The sequence below is a fragment of the Sphingobacterium siyangense genome, assembly GCF_007830445.1.
In the GTDB taxonomy this organism is placed as follows: Bacteria; Bacteroidota; Bacteroidia; order Sphingobacteriales; family Sphingobacteriaceae; genus Sphingobacterium; species Sphingobacterium siyangense.
In genome coordinates this window covers 23807-41763 of the sequence record NZ_VLKR01000035.1, presented here as the reverse complement: position 1 = coordinate 41763, position 17957 = coordinate 23807, and the positions used below count along the sequence as shown (strand labels likewise).

Below are 17957 nucleotides of genomic sequence, written 5' to 3'. Positions count from 1 at the left end.
AATTATGCTGCCAAAATTTAAGTCCTTCTACTACGATCCATTTTTACACTTTATCCGGTTTGCAGCTACAAACTTTGTTAAGCTGTTAACCTGGTATATGAATGTTAGTGCGGTAGCTGCTTTTTTTTCTGAAAGTGACTGATGTTGTTGGCGGGAAAGAACTTTCAGTTCGGTTTTACCGCTGTTGGTCTGCGAAGTCATGAAGGCTTTTATGCCGGATAGCACGCCGAAAATCATCCGATGCCGGATTTTCAAAGATCTCCAGGTCGAAGTATTTTGTGGCGGCAAATAGGTGGTCGAATACATCCGAAACAATTCCTTCGTAATATTCCCAGCGGATATCGTTTACAAAGAAATAAAGTTCGACTGGAACACCGTGTTCGGTTGAAGCAAGCTGACGCACCATCAAGGGCATGGTCTTGTGAATATTGGGATTTTGACGTAGATAGGTGAGTGTATAAGCTCTGAACATCCCTAAATTGGTCATTTTGCGGCCGTTTATGGGACTTGATTGATCTATCTGCTGTTCCGTGTTGAATTGGTCAATTGTCTTGGCACGCTCCTCGATATAAGGCCGCAGAATCTGTATATTTTTGAGCCTTTCAATTTCTTCATTTTCCAAAAAACGGATCGTGGAAATTTTGATGTTTATGGCCCGCTTTAAGCGCCGCCCGCCCGATTGCTGCATGCCCCTGTAATTTTTGAAAGAATCCGACAATAGCGTATGCGTCGGTATCGTCGTAATGGTCTTATCAAAGTTCTGTACTTTCACATTATTGAGGTTAATCTCTTTGACAGTTCCATCGGCGCCATATTTAGGCATTTCTATCCAATCTCCGACACGGATGGAGTCATTGGCCGAAACTTGTATACTGGCAACAAATCCTAGTATAGTGTCTTTGAATACCAACATCAGAATTGCGGATGCGGCACCCAAGGATAATAAGAAAGACCAGGGAGATTTTCCTGTCAATATTGAAAAGCAGATCGTTCCGCCGATAAATAATAAGATAATCTGACAGACCTGTAAATAACTCTCCAGAGGTTTGTCTGCAAAAGATTTCTTCATGCGCAGCATATCCCGCAAACTTTTCAGGAGCGAATGAATAATCAATAAACTGACGACAGTCGTGGCTATGTCAAGTATTTTATTGCTGTTTTCTTTCCAGGTTGGAAAACCCATGAAGATAATGGGCATGATATATTGTGCCACTAATATCGGAACAAAATGAGCAACAAGTTTCAGTGTTTTATTACGGATCAACAGATCATCAAAGCGGTTTGTACTACGTCTGATGGCTTTGATTGTTAACAGGAGTAATGTTCTTTTGGTGAAATAGTCAATGATGATCAAAAACAAGACAACCAGTAAGAGTAAAAGGATCGAGTTCACAAAGTGGCTCCCCTGATTATCAAGACCAAGTTGTTTAATCCATTGAAATGTCCAGTTGTAGATGTAGGATTGGGAATCTTTGAATAATTCCGTTGCTGTGCTTTGCATGTTACAAATATACAAAAAGCCGCAATTAGCGGCTTTCGGTTATTTTGAGTTTAGCGGTTCACGCTCGTGTTTATGTCTAAAGAATACAGCAAAGAAGATTGCTATAACCAAGGTGTAGATGGCAAATGCAAGCCAGATGTCATGCCAGTCTTTTAGCATGAGGTTACCGCTTAACATGCCGTCAGGTAATATGGAAATACTCTTTTCCTGCAGGAAATGTAGAAAATGGGTATTATCGATTGTTGTATCCAGGTATTGTGCGAGATCCTTGCTGTTTTGAAAACTTTTGGTAAAGTAATGGTCAATGATCCAACCCGATGCAAAACTGCCTACAACGGCACCGAAACCGTTTGTCATCATCATAAATAAGCCTTGTGCCGAGCTGCGTATGCGTGATGTTGTGGAGGTTTCAACAAATAAAGAACCCGAGATATTAAAGAAGTCAAATGCCATACCATAGACGATACAGGATAATACAATCATCCAAAGTCCGCCTGCAGGGTCACCAAATGAGAATAATCCAAAACGTAATACCCAGGCTAACATAGAAATCAGCATGACCTTTTTTATACCGAATCTTTTGAGAAAAAATGGAATAGCCAAAATAAATAGTGTCTCGGATATCTGGGAAATCGACATAATGATGGTCGAATATTTCACAACGAAAGATTCTGCAAATTTAGGATAGAATTTAAATTCATCCAAAAATACATCACCGTAGGCATTGGTCAGTTGGAGTGCGGCCCCCAAGAACATGGAAAAAATAAAAAATAAAGCCATTTTATAATTTCCGAAAAGTTTAAATGCCTCTAAGCCTAATAGTTGTGTCCAGGAGGCATCTTCCTGTTGTAACTTTTTTGGTGGACATTTAGGTAGCGTAAAAGCATAGAGACTTAAAGCCAGCGCTGCGGTTCCGGCGATATAAAATTGATAAGCTGTAGCCTTGTTGCCGGTTAAATTGGTGATCCACATGGCGACGATAAAGCCTATCGTTCCGAATACCCGGATAGGGGGGAATGCCTTGACCAAATCGTAGTTATTTTCATTCAATGCCGTATATGCAATGGAGTTGGATAGGGCCAAAGTGGGCATATAAAAACACATCGCCGCTAGCATTGCATAAAAAAAAGTGTTTGGATCATTTACCTGCGGTAAATAGAATAAAACACCCGCATAACATAAGTGAAGAATAAAATATAATCTTTCGGCATTTATCCAACGATCGGCGATAATTCCCATCAAGGTAGGCATAAATAAAGAAGCGATCCCCATGGTTGCAAAAATAGCTCCAAATTGTGTACCATCCCATTGTTTTGTGCCAAACCAATAGTTTGCTATTGTAATCAACCATGCTCCCCAGACAAAAAACTGAAAGAAGCTCATAATGGTCAATCTTAATTTAATAGACATAAATCGATGTTATTTAAAATTTTTGTTTCGCTTTAATGAAAGGAGTTATTTTCTTTTGGAAATCTCATCCCTAATCAATGCAGCCTGCTCGTAGTTTTCTTCGGTCAATGCCTGATTAAGTGCTTGCTCCAGTTGCTCATCTGTCAACGTGGAGAAAGGATTTTGTGGGGATTTTGAAGGTGTTTTTTCTTCGATCTCAACAACACTTGGATCCTGAACTTTGTTGGATTTGTCTAGGTTTTCCAAAAATGCAAACTCATGTCCCTCAATGATAATTCCAGCAGAGGACATAATAAATTCGTAGGCATAGATCGGAGCTTCAAACCGTACAGCCAGTGCAACGGCATCGGATGTGCGGGCATCAATCTCGACAATCTTGTTGCCGTCGGAACAGATAATTTTAGCATAAAATATCCCTTCAATCAAATTATAGATCAGTACTTCAATGAGTTTAATACCAAAAGAATCTGCAAAAGATTGAAATAGGTCGTGTGTCAGCGGACGACTAGGAATCATTTTCTCTATCCGAATAGCAATAGCTTGAGCCTCATGGCTGCCGATAATGATGGGCAATCTTCTGTTGCCCTCCACTTCTCCCAATACAAGAGCATAAGCCCCAGATTGCGTTTGACTATAGGATAAACCAACGATATCTAATCTGATTTTCTTCATTTTAATTCCAAAGCGGTCTACAAACTTAGATAAATTTGCTTTTATATGCAATTATAACAACTAAAAACTCCCCATTCATTTTGGATAAATGGGGAGAATATATTGGATGAAAGCTTTAAATACCTTTGTAAGCCTTCAATGCCTGCGTTAATTTCGGAACGACGTCGAAGGCATCGCCTACAATTCCATAGTCGGCCACCTTGAAAAAGGGCGCTTCTGGATCTTTATTGATGACAACAATTGTTTTGGATGAGCTTACTCCAGCCAAATGCTGGATTGCTCCGGAGATACCGATTGCGATATAGAGATTGGGACTCACTACAATACCTGTCTGGCCTACGTGCTCCGAATGCGGGCGCCAGCCAGCATCGGATACGGGTTTTGAACAGGCTGTAGCCGCGCCAAGCACATCGGCGAGTTCTTCAATTATCCCCCAGTTTTCAGGTCCTTTTAGACCACGGCCGGCAGAGACGACGATTTCAGCTTCCGGTAGGGATATTTTGTCTGTTGCACGAACAATCTCTTTGACCATAGTTGTAAAATCTGTTTGGTCAATATTCGGGGCAAAAGTTTCGACATTTGCGCTACCACCGGTCTCTTTTGTTTCATAAGCATTTGGACTAAGTGCGATGACTTTTATATCCGAGGTTAGTTCGAGCGTAGCGAAAGCCTTATTGGAAAATGCCGTTTTTTTGACAGTCAGTTTGTCGCCATTAATGGTCGGCAATTCGAGTGCGCCATCGGCCAGACCAGCCTCCAATTTGGCTGCAATACGTGGAGCGAGTCCCTTACCTGAGAATGAGTTGGACAGCACAAGTATTTTTGAACCGGTACTTTTTACGGCTTCAGCAATGATGCTTGCATACGCTTGGTTTACAAAAGAAGCAAGTTGTTCATTATTGACATTTAATACTTTGGAAGCACCGTACTTGCCTAAACCAGCAAGTTCGTCTTCAGCGACATTTCCGATTGAAATAGCCACAAGATCAGTCTGTATGTTATCGGCGATGGATTTTGCATAAGAAACAACTTCAAAAGCAGATTTTTTGAATTTTCCATCGGTATTTTCTACATATACGAGTATAGACATGGTGTTTTAGCGTTTAAAGATTAAATAACTTTAGCTTCGTCGTGAAGAAGAGAAACTAATTTTTCTACCTCGGCAGCGTCAACAAGTTTGACTGTACCCCGTGGAGCGGGCGTCTCATAGCTGACAATGTGTTCAAGAACGTCTATTGCGGAAGGTTCCAGCACATCCAATGGTTTGGTCCGCGCACTCATAATACCACGCATATTAGGTATTTTTGGCTCGGCAACACCTTCTGCAGTGCCAATGACGATTGGCAGCTTTGCTGTCAATACTTCTTTTCCACCTTCAATCTCGCGCTCAACTGTGACTGCGTCGCCCGCAATGTCAACTTTTTTGGCAATGGAAACAGAAGGGATATGCAGCAGTTCTCCTACGATTGCTCCCACTTGAGCACCGTTATAGTCGATGGATTCCCGGCCGGTTAAGATCAAATCAAATGCATTGTCTTTGGCATATTGTGCTATCTGATTCGCAACAAACCAAGCATCGCGCGGAACGGCGTTAATCCGTACAGCATTGTCTGCGCCAATTGCCAATGCTTTTCGAATGGTTGCATCTGTAGATGCATCGCCCACATTGATGACAGTTACGGTTCCTTTTCCACCTTCAGCCAACTCAACTGCTTTGGATAAAGCAATTTCATCATAAGGGTTTATAATGAATTGTACACTAGCTGTATTAAATGCAGTGTTGTCATTTGTAAAAGTGATTTTGGATGTAGTGTCAGGGACATTACTTATACAAACTAATATTTTCATATACGATTGGTTTTACTCAAACTTACCATATTTTCTTTCAATTAAAAAGTGCTAAGGCGTTTTAAATGCTGTTAAAAAGTTTTCTTGAGATTTTGATGAATTTGTAATTTTACTAGTTTTTTTCTTTTATTTTTTTTGATGTGATATAATATTGAGGTGTTTTATTGTCTTTTTTGTAATTTTTTATTTTAAATAGCCGGTTCTTGACAATAGATTTATTGCGTCAGTAAATTGTCATTTTATATGCTAGCATAGTAATTTCATAAAGCATCACAGCTCATTCGGGGTTCCTGTTTATAAAAACCTTTCGTGTGATATGGAGAGACGGGGAATTGTTTTAGTGGATATACAATTAAATTGCATATAATATGCAATTTGTCTAAGTTTGAAATAAAAAAGATATGTCGACACGATTGGATCAACTGAATGAATTTTTGAAAGAGAGCCCTGAAGATCCATTTTTAAAATATGCGATTGCAGCTGAATATCTCAAGCAGGAAGATGAACAAGAGGCCATGGGAAGATTTGAGAATTTAGTACATACAAATCCAGATTATGTAGGAACGTATTATCATTTGGGTAAATTGTACGAAAAATTGAATAGACAGGAGTCCGCGATTAATACCTATAGATCCGGGATTGAGATCGCGCGCAAGACGCGTAATTTCCATGCTTTGGGCGAGTTACAAGGTGCATTGTCATTCTTGACAGACGATGATGAAGAAGATTTTTAATCTTTTCTAAATTTTTGGTATTTAATTTGTTATGAATTTATTGGTGTAACTGTTAGATGCTGATTTTTTTGAATTTGGAATGAGATGAAAAGGTATATTTGGATTGTGGGTTTGTTATTGACAATTGGAATGGTGGGATGTGATAATCCCAAACAAAGTGTTGCGGTCTATAAAGATAATTTACAAGACCTAAAAGGTAGGGATAAGGCGGAAGTAGTGATTGGTGAATATAGAGGTGTCATGCCTTGTGCGGATTGTGATGGTATAGAAACGCTTATTTCATTGCACGCAGACAACACCTACCAATATTCATCTAAATACCTTAATAAAAGTGATGATGTGTTTATGCGTGAAGGGAAATGGAAATTGGATGGCAACATCATTACATTGGACGGCGTCGATTATAAGTTCAAATTAGGAAATCGGATACTCAGTCAACTGGATCTCTATGGAAATGACATAACGGGCGATATTTCCAAATATTATGTTTTGACAAAAAATTGATATGTAGCCTAAGGGATTTATTAAAACATAAAAAGCCGAAAATATACTTTCGGCTTTTTATGTTTTTGGATGTATAGCTGTTTTTCGGCTATTGAATAAGTTCTTTCTTGCTGCAAGCCTGATAATTTATTTTTCACTTGCGGGGCATGCTCGACGCTTTACCTATAAATGCTATTTGTTCTTTGTACAAAGTTCTTTCAAGGTTGCTACCACAAAATCGACTTCTTCCTTTGTATTATGCTTGCAGAATGAAAAACGAACCGAAGGACGCTCCGAGCTTGATTTGATTGCACCCAATACATGCGATCCGATGTCTGTTCCTGAGCTGCAGGCACTGCCACCAGAACAAGAGATTCCTGCAATATCCAGGTTGAATAAAAGCATGTCAGCAAGGTCACTACATGGGAAAGAAACATTCAGTACGGTATACAGTGATTTTTCTGGTTCAATAACACCATTAAAATCAATTTCGGGGATTGCTTTTTGCAACTCGTCGATCATATAAGATTTGAGTCCTTGAATATAAGCGCGGTGTTCTTCCATGTGCTCATAGGCAAGTTCCAAAGCTTTGGCAAGACCCGCTATTCCATAGACATTTTCTGTTCCGCCACGCATGTTACGTTCTTGTGCTCCACCGTAGATCAATGGTTTAATTTTGTTGTTGGCATTAATATAAAGAAAACCAACTCCTTTCGGACCATGGAATTTATGTGCAGCTCCGGTTATAAAATCTATTTTCAGACTGCCAAGATCATGTGGGTAATGACCCATGGTCTGTACAGTATCCGAATGGAATATCGCATTATAGTTTTGGCATAACTCGGCGATGCGTTGAATATCGTTGAGATTTCCGATCTCATTATTGGCATGCATAATGGAAACAAAAGTACGCGGATTGGTACTTAAAAGTTCTTCCAGCTGGTTGAGATTTAAATTACCTTTCTGGTCAACTTCCAATAAATCAAGGTGTACCTTACCAGCTTTCTCCAACTCCTCTAACGTATGCAATACCGCATGGTGCTCAATAGGTGAGGTGATGGCATGGGTTATTCCAAAGTCGGCGATTGACCTAACGATGGCCATATTGTCCGCCTCGGTTCCACCCGATGTGAAGAAGATCTCGGCTGGAGATACATGAAGCAGATTGGCGATCGTTTTACGTGCTTTTTCTACAATTGTTTTTACTTGTCGTCCGTGACTATGGATAGAAGATGGATTTCCAAAGTTATTGTTCATCACATCGACCATTACTTTTATTACTTCAGGATCTAAGGCTGTAGTCGCTGCATTATCAAAATATACTTGCATGCCGCAAAATTACAAATCTCTCAAGTAAATTAGAGGTATTAAATGACTTATTTTTATCATTTTATTTTCCTAATTGTAGCTGACAGTGCTGGCGTAGCGGGTCTCATCAGAATTAGGCTCTTTTGCCTGGAAAGGAATAAGATGAGTATTTTTCCGTTCTGATGAAAAAAATAGCGCCAATCTATTACTTCAGTTTGGCACTACTTTTCTATTTTGACAAGTTCTTTTTTGGTCTGACCACGATGAGTATCACAATTCCTCCTAGTGCGAGCACCAAACCCAAATAGGCAGCGATATCACCTGCTTGCGTGTAGAACGTAATTTCTTCATTTAAATTAATTTCCTGATTTAGGGCCGCAGGCTGCCACCATTTAGTCTGTTGTACAATATCACCACGTTGATTGATAAAGCCTGAAATCCCTGTATTTGCCGATCGGGCAACCCAGCGCCTGTTTTCAATCGCACGCAGTTTGGCATACTGTAAATGCTGGTCTTTACCCGAAGTATTGCCCCACCAGCCATCATTAGTGATAATGGCAATAAACTGAGCGCCTTTTTTGACGTATTTGGAAACATAATTGCCCCAGATGGATTCATAACAGATAACGGGTGCGGCACCAATACCGCTCTGGGCATAGAATACGGAAGGTTCAGCCTGTTTTCCGTAGCCACCCGTCGTACCACCGAATGCTTTAAATAGAGGTTTCAGGAAGTTCATCGCTGCTCCAAAAGGCATTTGCTCTACGCCCGGAACGAGTTTGGACTTATGGTAAAACTGAAGTTTGGAGGAATAATCGATCAATGTTGCGGCATTGAAATTATCCTGATATACATTAGGAGCTATTTCACGCGCAGTAGGTGTTTTTGCATAGTTGTAAAGCTGATAACTTTCAATACCTGAAAGTACATTGCCATTTTTATATTGATCTAAAAATTTTAAAATGCGCTGGTAAGAATAAGTTTCCCTAAAGTTTTCCTCATCAAAATCGCCGTTCTGTGAAAGCGCAGTTTCAGGCCAGATAAAAAACTCTGTATTGGGTTTGGCGACCGAATTTGATAAAGAGAATAAGGTATTTAATTGTTCTTCAGGACTTAAATTGAATTTAATATAAGGGTCAATATTAGGCTGTACGACGACAATCTGTGCCGGATTCTGATGTTCTTCGTAGTTGAAGTAACGTATCAGCGAGTAGGTACTTGGAATTAATAAGACTGCAGCCAAAGAAGCAATCGGGACAATCTTATGTTTGATCGGATAAAGTCCTTTTCGATTGAGGTAAAGTGTAAATACTAAGATATTGACCAGCCAGATCCATATTGTTCCGCCATAAACCCCTGTGATGTCATACCATTGGATCAATTGATGGAAATTGGCGAAACCATTGCCCAAAGTCATCCAGGGGAAGGCTAAATCCCAGGATTCGTGTAGAAATTCATAGCTTATCCAGAATCCCATTAATCCGAAAAGGGATAACAGAATGTTCGTTTTACGTCGTAATTGCCCATAAAGCCTGAAAGCTAACGCCATTAAAGCGGCGCCAAGGCAAAAAGGGATCAGGCTGATGATAACAGCGGCAAAAGGCGGCATAACTGCCGAAATGGAGTTGTATACCCAGTAAATGGAGGCCGTATTCCAGATAACTGCGGTGAGTCCTGCAGTAAGAAATATGTTGAGGCCTTTCTTTTTGAATGTTTCACTCCGGATAATATTTTCCACTGCAATGAGTAGTGGAACAAACCCAATAAATAACAATGGACTGGAATAGGGGATTGGAGGCCAGCCCAACCACAATAAAAAGGCACTTAAAAGTGCCAGTAAATAGTTGTTTTTCACAATATATTTTCTTCCATTTATGATTATAAACTGGATAAAACTTCTCTCTTTTTACTCTCGTATTCCTCTTGGGTAATCAATTGTTTGTCGAAGAGTGTTTTTAATTTTTTGAGCTTTAAGGTAATTTCATCATCTTCCTCTTCTTTGGCGGGAGCGGGAGGGACGATAGGGGCTGCCGAAACCGGAGGAACAGCAGGGGTTGATCCGGTCGGTTGCTGTGCCTGAATTGGCGCCGCTGGAGTTGGCTGGCCAGATACATAGGACTGTGGTGCCGATGGAGCAGGCGCTGTAACTGCTGGCTGAACCGCTGCATTATTTTCTTGTCGCTCGATGATCACTTCCTTTGCAACTGTTGGAGCAATGACTATTTTTTCTTTTTCGGCGGCCAGTTCGGCTTTTTTATAATTTTCAAGTGCAGCTTTAATATATTGATAAAGCTTTCTCGCCTGAACTTTCGGGATATAATCTATGCTCAGATTTTCTCCTGTAAAAGGGATAACAGTCACTTTTGAACCAAATATTTCTTCCTTAAAAGCAATATCCTTGATGTCTTGCCAGCCGAAGATTTCAAAATCAGTGGCCAAGCCCAGTTTGGTAAATTCGCACATAAAAATGCGTTTATTACTAATCGTGATACTATCCGGTAAAATGGTCACAGCAGGTTTCTTTTGAACTGCGATATAATCTATTTTTTCTCCTGGAGTAAGCATATCTTGGACTTTAGTCACCAATTTTTCAATGATTTTTATGTCCTGCCCATCCTGTGCAAATTGTTCCATGTTCATGTCAAATACTTTTTAATACCTAAAGATTGTCAAAATTTATTCCAATCCTGCTACACAAAATACAAATTCTCCTTTAATCGGATTGTTTTCAAAGTGTAATTTTAAATCAGTTAATGTTCCCCGAACATTTTCTTCATAGAGTTTGCTCAACTCACGTGATATCGACGCCTGTCTTTCTGGTCCAAAAACGGTGATAAATTCTTCGATGGTTTTGAGAATACGATGTGGTGACTCGTAGAAGATCATTGTTCTTTTTTCTTCTGCCAACGCTTTTAAGCGTGTTTGTCTTCCCTTTTTTACGGGTAGAAAGCCTTCAAAGCAAAAACGGTCGTTGGGAAGGCCCGAATTGACAAGCGCTGGAACAAAAGCTGTTGCGCCTGGTAAGCACTGCACTTCAAGCCCTTCTTTGATGGCTTCACGCACAAGCAAAAATCCCGGATCTGAGATCGCCGGTGTCCCTGCGTCTGAAATCAATGCAATGTTTTGCCCTTCTTTCAAGAATTTAATGATTTCAGATACCGCTTTATGTTCATTGTGCTGATGATGCGCAAATACTTTTTTGTCGATTCCAAAATGCTTCAAAAGCGGAGCGCTGGTCCTTGTATCCTCTGCTAAGATGAGGTCCACTTCTTTCAGGACATTGATCGCACGGAACGTCATGTCCTCCAGATTGCCAATAGGTGTTGGAACTAAATATAACATGGTCAAAGTTAAGTTTTTTTTACTATATAATATGCGCTAAAACATTCTGTGCTTTTTGGAGTTTTATTTTAAAGATTATGGTAAACTCCATCACTTTATTTTAAATAAATTATGCAATACATTGAAAAAATTCAAGCACACTTAGGTGCTGAAGCGAGTTATTTGTTAGAATTCGATCGACCCGCGGTTTCCAAATCAATGCTTCACCTACCGGCGGCAAGTTTTATCGATCAGGTCTATACTTCGAGTGATCGTAGCCCGCAGGTCTTGCGGAGTTTGGGACAGCTTTTTGGAACGGGTCGGTTAGCCAATACCGGGTATCTTTCGATATTGCCCGTAGATCAGGGAATCGAACACAGTGCAGGAGCTTCTTTTGCGCCAAATCCTCAGTATTTTGATCCGGAAAATATTGTCAAGCTAGCTTTGGAAGGAAACTGCAATGCCGTGGCATCTACCTTTGGTGTTTTAGGAGCCGTTGCCCGAAAGTATGCACACAAGATTCCGTTTCTGGTTAAAATCAATCATAATGAACTATTGACCTATCCCAATCGAGCCGACCAAATCTTGTACGGAACAATTCGCGAAGCCTGGAATATGGGGGCAGTTGCGGTAGGGGCGACCATCTATTTTGGATCTGAGGAATCAGACCGTCAGATTATCGAAGTGGCAAAAGCATTTGAAGAAGCACATTCTTTGGGGATGGCGACGGTATTATGGTGTTATCTGCGCAACTCGGCCTTTAAAGTAGGTGATAAAGATTATCATTTAGCAGCGGATCTTACCGGACAGGCCAATCATTTGGGCGTAACGATCAAAGCGGATATTATTAAGCAAAAACTACCCGAATTAAACGGTGGCTTTAAAGCATTGAATATGGGTAAAAGTAGTTATGGAAAGTTGGATGAACGTATGTATACGCAACTTTCTTCCGATCATCCTATTGATTTATGCCGCTATCAAGTGCTTAATTGCTTTGCCGGTCGGGCTGGCTTGATCAATTCTGGCGGAGCTTCGGGACAGAATGATATCCAGGAAGCTGTAAAAACTGCGGTTATCAACAAGCGTGCAGGTGGCACAGGGTTGATATCTGGTCGTAAGGCTTTCCAAAAGCCAATGAATGAAGGTGTCGCATTATTACATGCCATTCAGGATGTGTATTTATGCGATGAGGTAAGCATTGCTTAGCAAATGCGCATCACATGAGTTCATCAGGTTGAATCTCAGCACAGGGCTTTGAATATAGATCGAATTATAGAGCGTATCGATTAGGCGTCTAATGGATACGCTCTTTCTATGAATTATGGGGTGTAAATATCGGTTCCATGGAAGATTGGTCTTCCATGGGCTGATGGATGTTAGCCGGTGCGGTGTAATGAAAATAGAGCGCCGTAAAGTAGTCAAAAAGCCTTTTGGATGGTGGTTTAGGAATAAAATTGCTTGTAAATAAAGGCAAATTTATCTAAGTTTGTTCACTATTTTAAATAACACATTATTATGTTGCAATTGAATTATATCCGTGAGAACAGGGATACGGTAATCGAAAGATTGGCTGTCAAGCATTTCAAGGAAATTGGATTGGTCGACGATATCATCAGTTTAGATGAAGATCGCCGTAAGATCCAATCGGAATCGGACGCACTTTCGGCAGAGGCTAATGCGGCAGCAAAACAGATTGGAGATCTGATGCGCCAAGGTAAAAAAGAAGAAGCTGAAACCGTTAAATCCAAATCCTCGGGATATAAAGAGCAAGTGAAGCAACTTTTGGATCAATTGGGTACAATTGAGGCACAATTGAATGAGAAGATCGTACAATTACCTAATTTACCGCATCAATCGGTTCCAGCAGGAGTAAGTGCTGAGGACAACGAAGTTGTTTTGAGCCATGGCGAAATCCCGGCTTTGTCGGAGGAGGCATTGCCGCATTGGGAATTGTTGAACAAATATGATATTGTTGATTTAGAGCTTGGCGTAAAAGTTGCCGGTGCAGGTTTTCCTATCTATAAAGGTAAAGGTGCTAAATTGCAACGGGCATTGATCAATTTCTTTTTAGATCAGGCCGCAGAAGAAGGTTATGAGGAAGTACAGGTGCCCATTTTGGTCAATGAAGATTCTGCATTTGCTACGGGACAATTACCGGATAAAGAAGGACAGATGTACTATGTGGGTAACGACAATCTGTATTTGATCCCTACAGCTGAAGTTCCGGTCACCAACATTTATAGAGACGAGATTGTGAAAGAAGCACAGTTTCCAATTAAACATTGTGCTTATACACCATGTTTCCGTCGTGAAGCAGGTTCTTATGGTGCACATGTACGTGGATTAAACAGGTTGCACCAATTTGACAAAGTGGAGACGGTACAGCTTGTACATCCTGAAAAGTCTTATGAAGTGCTGGAAGAAATGAGTTTATACGTACAGCGTCTTTTGCAGAAATTAGAGCTTCCTTATCGTGTATTGCGCCTTTGCGGTGGAGATATGAGTTTTACTTCTGCATTGACCTATGACATGGAAGTGTATAGTTCTGCTCAGAAACGTTGGTTAGAGGTATCTTCCGTTTCCAATTTTGAAACTTATCAAGCGAATCGTTTGAAAGTCCGTTTTAAAAATGCTGATGGCAAGATGCAACTGGCACATACCTTGAACGGTTCGGCATTGGCTTTACCACGTATTGTCGCAGCGATACTGGAGAATAATCAAACGGAAAAAGGAATTAGAATTCCTGCAGTTTTGGTGCCGTACACCAAATTTGAGTATATCGATTAAATATCAATAAATAAGTCGTCTTTAGACTTATTTAATCTCAATATGAAAGACGCTCAGCCTGAGAAGGTAGAGCGTCTTTTTTTGTTATAACTCGATTTTAAAATGTTTAGAATTATTATAAATTACATGCGATTTTAATACAGAAAAATAGGAGATTAACATGTTAACGTTTTCTTATAACATTGTTAATGTTTTGTTAATTATGGTTCATTCCGTATAAAATTCTGTTTGAAAATTGTTTGAAGAATTTTTATTCTAAAATGATTCTTTTGTAACAATTTGTAAAATTGTGAACTTATTATTGCGGTATTTCCTGTTTTCTGGAGATTATGTTAAAAAACTTGTAAAAGCAACTTTGGCTTTCTATATTTGACGCCGCTAATAAAAATCGCACTAACTATTATTTACTGTAAATGCTGAAAAGAGCAAATTTTACAGCTGGATATTTATCTAAGGACTGACCCTGCATCTACCTGGGGCCCGCTTTTCCAAAAATATTTTCAACTGTTACTGAATAAACTGCAATAGCATGTTATGTTTTTGCTGTTTATTGTCTAGGCAATTTATGTTTAGACGGTTATGATAACGGATATAATTTATATCAATATATAGGATTAGAAAAAATAATAAAATTAACTAACTAAAACATGAAACAAACATTACTAAGTTTTCTTGTTGGCGGTATGATTCTGACTTCGGTTGCATTCGCTCAAGAAAAGAAGATTAGTGGTCGTGTTACATCTGCTGACGGTAAAGCAATACCAGGGGTGACAGTAGTTGTACAAGGAACTAATCAGGCAACGCAGACTGATACTGATGGTAATTATTCATTGAATGTACCGGCAGGTAAGGTTGTCGTATTCCGTTCCGTTGGTTTTGATGATAAAACTATTATTGTTAATAACAACAGTACGGTATTCAATGTCTCTTTAGTAAATCATGACAATGCTTTGGAAGAAGTTGTTGTTACAGCAAATGCAATTAAGAGGGAGAAACGTTCGTTAGGTTATTCTGCGCCAACAATTAAGAGCGACGAATTGACAGAAGGCCGTAATTCGAGTGCGATCAATTCTTTAGCTGGTAAAGTTGCAGGGGTAAACATTACCTCTACATCAAATTCTCCAGGTAGTTCATCTCGTGTTGTATTACGTGGTGGTTCTTCTATTGCTGGAAATAACCAAGCACTGATTGTTGTTGATGGTACGCCGATTGATAATACAAGTAAAGTTGGTGGATCAAGTGATCTTTCAAGTGTGGATTTTGGTAACCGTGGTAATGATATCAATCCGGATGATATCGAATCCGTGACCGTATTAAAAGGCCCTGCGGCGGCGGCATTGTATGGTTCAAGAGCTTCGAATGGTGCGTTGATCATTACAACGAAAAGTGGAAAAAAAGGTGCGAAAAGTGCCATTACATTTAGCTCCACCAATACATTGTCTTCTATTTTGAAGTTACCTGAATTTCAAAATGAATACGGACAAGGCTATGCTGCATTTGATGAAAAGACAGGAGCTTTTATTGATTATGTGAATGATCCGAGGGAAAATGGTTCGTGGGGAGCTCCTTTTACAGGCAATGTTCAAGAATGGGGACAGGCGATAGATGGCGTTCGCCAGAAGAAAGCTTATTCTGCAGTAAAAGATAATGTACGCGATTTCTTTGATCTGGGTATTGCTTCTGACAATAACCTTAGTTTTTCAGGCGGTTCAGAAAAGTCTACATTCTATCTGGGATTAAATGCCTTGAATTCAAATGGTGTTTATCCTGGGAAGAAAGATAACTACAATAAATATGGTGTCAGATTTAATGGAACCACGGAATTCTCTGATAAATTCAGTGCCGGTGTTTCTGTAAATTATAGCCGTATTAACAGTAACAATGTCGGTGGTGGCCAAGGTGGCGGTTCTGTTTATAACAACCTATTGCAGACCCCGCGCGATATTGATGTTAAAGGATTGAAAGATCTTTCAAATCCGTATAATGCGTATGGATATACGGATGCAAACGGTGTTTTGCATGATGATGTATACGGTTATTACGGTGCTTATACCATGAACCCTTATTGGGTATTAGCGAATTATAATAATTACAATGATGTGAACCGCATTATGGGGAACTTCAATGTGAATTATAAGCCGACCGAATGGTTAACATTTCAAGAACGTGTAGGTTTAGACAATTATACCGATCGTAGAAGAGCGCAGTCTCCAAAATATAGCTACCTGCCTGCTGATAACTCTACAGGTAATTATGTGAAAGGAAACGTTCAAACGGATCCAGGAAGTTATAGAATCGATCAATTTAATGTGAATGAAATTGTACATGATTTCATGGCAACCGCTACTCATAAATTTAATGAGGACTGGGATGCATCATTTATGATTGGTAATAATATTCGTCAACGCAAAACTTCGAATAATAGCACTGCTACCAATTCAAGTGGAGGACTTGTAGTACCAGGTTGGTATAATTTAGCTAACTCGAATGGTCCATTGGATCTAATCGAAGATACTTGGAGCAATCGTCGTTTAGTAGGTGTTTATGGAGATTTGAATGTTTCGTATAAAAATATAGCTTATTTACAAGCTACAGCACGTAACGATTGGTCATCCACTTTGCCAAAACAAAATAATTCTTTCTTTTACCCAAGCGTAAGTGGATCATTTGTTCTATCTGAATTGTTTAAACCTGAATTGAAGAGCAAGTTCAATTATGCCAAATTACGTGCAAACTGGGCGCAAGTTGGTTCAGATACAGATCCATATCAATTAATTACAACGTTCTCTAGAAGTACGATTGCTGGCGGTTTTGGTTCAACAACTTTTCCATTTGGAAACGTATCCGCGTTGATGTCAAGTAATACAATTGGAAATGCAGGTTTGAAACCTGAAATCACAACATCATTCGAAGTAGGTGCTGAATTAGGTTTCTTAAATAATCGTCTTTACGCAGATTTCACTTATTACAAAAATAATTCGAAAAATCAAATCCTAAGTATTCCAATTCCAGTTTCAACAGGTTACGGATTTGCCTTGGTAAATGCTGGTAAGGTCCAAAATAATGGTGTTGAATTGACATTGAGAGGAACACCGGTGAAAACAGAGAATTTGACATGGGAATTGTTTGGAACATTCACAAAAAATAACAGTAAAGTTATCGAATTGATGCCCGGTGTAGAACAGGTTTCTGTCGGTGGTTTCTCTGGTATGAATATCGTGGCAGCGGTAGGTCGTCCATATGGTGAGTTTTATGGAGTTACAAATGCTACGGACGCTCAGGGTCGTACGATTGTAGATCAGGCATCCGGTATGCCATTAGCTACTGAAAAACCACAATATTTAGGTACCTATAATCCAGATTTCCAAGCATCCTTGGGTACTAACCTGACCTACAAAAATTGGTCAATGAGTGCTTTATTTGATACAAAACAAGGCGGTGTATTCTTTTCAAGAACAAAAGATATCATGGCTTTCGTTGGAACATCTGCTGAAACCGGTGGTGAGCGAATTGCACAGATTTTCCCAAATTCTGTCTACTTGGATGATAACGGAAACTCTATTGAAAATACATCGGTAACCTACGATAAGCAAAATTACTATGGTTCACTGGAGTCTGGAATGAATGTAGTGGACGCAACTTACATCAAGCTTCGTAACTTGACACTGAGCTATAAATTCACGAAAAATCAATTGAAAAACACGCCTTTTGGAGCTGCTTCTATTGGTTTGTTTGGAAATAACCTGTTTATCTGGACGCCAAGCGAAAATAAATATGCTGATCCGGAGGTGAATTCATCAGGTGCTGGTAATGCACAAGGTTTTGATTTTACCGCACAACCTTCACTGCGTAACTATGGCATTAATGTTAAAGTTTCATTTTAAAAGCGAATA

At 39.6% G+C, this 17957-nt stretch carries 14 protein-coding genes; 5 read left to right on the top strand and 9 right to left on the bottom strand.

The features are described from left to right. Positions 1 to 175: 175 nt before the first annotated feature. From IQ31_RS22805 to IQ31_RS22785, 5 genes are all read right to left on the bottom strand, one after another. Positions 176 to 1501, bottom strand: coding sequence for a mechanosensitive ion channel family protein (locus IQ31_RS22805; protein WP_145330300.1), 1326 nt, complete (start codon positions 1499 to 1501; stop codon positions 176 to 178). Between the two features lie 39 nt (positions 1502 to 1540). After that, positions 1541 to 2911: a nucleoside permease gene (locus IQ31_RS22800; protein WP_145330298.1), complete on the bottom strand. Its 1371-nt coding sequence runs from the start codon at positions 2909 to 2911 to the stop codon at positions 1541 to 1543. Between the two features lie 45 nt (positions 2912 to 2956). Next, positions 2957 to 3583 carry a bifunctional nuclease family protein gene (locus tag IQ31_RS22795; protein WP_088160444.1) on the bottom strand — a complete coding sequence of 209 codons (627 nt, stop codon included), beginning with the start codon at positions 3581 to 3583 and terminating at the stop codon, positions 2957 to 2959. A 115-nt stretch (positions 3584 to 3698) separates the two neighbouring features. Further along, positions 3699 to 4673 (bottom strand): electron transfer flavoprotein subunit alpha/FixB family protein, encoded by a 975-nt coding sequence (locus tag IQ31_RS22790; RefSeq protein WP_115049713.1) that lies wholly within the window; start codon positions 4671 to 4673, stop codon positions 3699 to 3701. A 20-nt stretch (positions 4674 to 4693) separates the two neighbouring features. Then, positions 4694 to 5431, bottom strand: a complete 738-nt coding sequence (locus IQ31_RS22785) for an electron transfer flavoprotein subunit beta/FixA family protein (RefSeq protein WP_145330296.1) — start codon at positions 5429 to 5431, stop codon at positions 4694 to 4696. 401 nt (positions 5432 to 5832) lie between these two features. Between IQ31_RS22785 and IQ31_RS22780 the strand changes: the two genes are divergently transcribed. Together IQ31_RS22780 and IQ31_RS22775 are read left to right on the top strand one after the other, a co-directional pair. Then, entirely contained in the window at positions 5833 to 6165 is a 333-nt protein-coding gene (locus tag IQ31_RS22780; RefSeq protein WP_070565050.1) for a tetratricopeptide repeat protein, read from the top strand. 84 nt (positions 6166 to 6249) lie between these two features. Beyond that, positions 6250 to 6669, top strand: coding sequence for a copper resistance protein NlpE (locus tag IQ31_RS22775; RefSeq protein WP_145330294.1), 420 nt, complete (start codon positions 6250 to 6252; stop codon positions 6667 to 6669). A 171-nt stretch (positions 6670 to 6840) separates the two neighbouring features. Here IQ31_RS22775 and IQ31_RS22770 read toward each other — a convergent pair whose 3' ends face one another. The 4 genes from IQ31_RS22770 to rsmI form a co-directional block, all read right to left on the bottom strand. Continuing rightward, entirely contained in the window at positions 6841 to 7977 is a 1137-nt protein-coding gene (locus IQ31_RS22770) for a cysteine desulfurase family protein (protein WP_145330292.1), read from the bottom strand. Between the two features lie 208 nt (positions 7978 to 8185). After that, complete coding sequence (gene lnt / locus IQ31_RS22765) at positions 8186 to 9811, bottom strand: apolipoprotein N-acyltransferase (RefSeq protein WP_145330290.1); 1626 nt, start codon at positions 9809 to 9811, stop codon at positions 8186 to 8188. A 23-nt stretch (positions 9812 to 9834) separates the two neighbouring features. Then, a complete protein-coding gene (locus tag IQ31_RS22760) occupies positions 9835 to 10596 on the bottom strand; it encodes a PH domain-containing protein (RefSeq protein WP_145330288.1) in 762 nt (253 codons plus the stop codon). 36 nt (positions 10597 to 10632) lie between these two features. Then, positions 10633 to 11298: a 16S rRNA (cytidine(1402)-2'-O)-methyltransferase gene (rsmI, locus tag IQ31_RS22755; RefSeq protein WP_112373630.1), complete on the bottom strand. Its 666-nt coding sequence runs from the start codon at positions 11296 to 11298 to the stop codon at positions 10633 to 10635. A 111-nt stretch (positions 11299 to 11409) separates the two neighbouring features. On the opposite strand from rsmI, the gene IQ31_RS22750 reads away from it, so the two are divergent. From IQ31_RS22750 to IQ31_RS22740, 3 genes are all read left to right on the top strand, one after another. Beyond that, complete coding sequence (locus tag IQ31_RS22750) at positions 11410 to 12483, top strand: class I fructose-bisphosphate aldolase (protein ID WP_145330286.1); 1074 nt, start codon at positions 11410 to 11412, stop codon at positions 12481 to 12483. Positions 12484 to 12792: 309 nt separating this feature from the next. Then, positions 12793 to 14064: a serine--tRNA ligase gene (gene serS, locus IQ31_RS22745; protein WP_145330283.1), complete on the top strand. Its 1272-nt coding sequence runs from the start codon at positions 12793 to 12795 to the stop codon at positions 14062 to 14064. Between the two features lie 647 nt (positions 14065 to 14711). Beyond that, positions 14712 to 17948 (top strand): SusC/RagA family TonB-linked outer membrane protein, encoded by a 3237-nt coding sequence (locus IQ31_RS22740; RefSeq protein ID WP_145330281.1) that lies wholly within the window; start codon positions 14712 to 14714, stop codon positions 17946 to 17948. Positions 17949 to 17957 lie beyond the last annotated feature (9 nt).

Coding starts and splice junctions, on each gene's coding strand:
- IQ31_RS22785 (WP_145330296.1), bottom strand. CDS start 5,431: ATGAAAATATTAGTTTGTATAAGTAATGTCCCTGACACTACATCCAAA.
- IQ31_RS22795 (WP_088160444.1), bottom strand. CDS start 3,583: ATGAAGAAAATCAGATTAGATATCGTTGGTTTATCCTATAGTCAAACG.
- IQ31_RS22800 (WP_145330298.1), bottom strand. CDS start 2,911: ATGTCTATTAAATTAAGATTGACCATTATGAGCTTCTTTCAGTTTTTT.
- IQ31_RS22775 (WP_145330294.1), top strand. CDS start 6,250: ATGAAAAGGTATATTTGGATTGTGGGTTTGTTATTGACAATTGGAATG.
- IQ31_RS22760 (WP_145330288.1), bottom strand. CDS start 10,596: ATGAACATGGAACAATTTGCACAGGATGGGCAGGACATAAAAATCATT.
- IQ31_RS22805 (WP_145330300.1), bottom strand. CDS start 1,501: ATGCAAAGCACAGCAACGGAATTATTCAAAGATTCCCAATCCTACATC.
- rsmI (WP_112373630.1), bottom strand. CDS start 11,298: ATGTTATATTTAGTTCCAACACCTATTGGCAATCTGGAGGACATGACG.
- IQ31_RS22790 (WP_115049713.1), bottom strand. CDS start 4,673: ATGTCTATACTCGTATATGTAGAAAATACCGATGGAAAATTCAAAAAA.
- IQ31_RS22780 (WP_070565050.1), top strand. CDS start 5,833: ATGTCGACACGATTGGATCAACTGAATGAATTTTTGAAAGAGAGCCCT.
- IQ31_RS22770 (WP_145330292.1), bottom strand. CDS start 7,977: ATGCAAGTATATTTTGATAATGCAGCGACTACAGCCTTAGATCCTGAA.
- serS (WP_145330283.1), top strand. CDS start 12,793: ATGTTGCAATTGAATTATATCCGTGAGAACAGGGATACGGTAATCGAA.
- IQ31_RS22750 (WP_145330286.1), top strand. CDS start 11,410: ATGCAATACATTGAAAAAATTCAAGCACACTTAGGTGCTGAAGCGAGT.
- IQ31_RS22740 (WP_145330281.1), top strand. CDS start 14,712: ATGAAACAAACATTACTAAGTTTTCTTGTTGGCGGTATGATTCTGACT.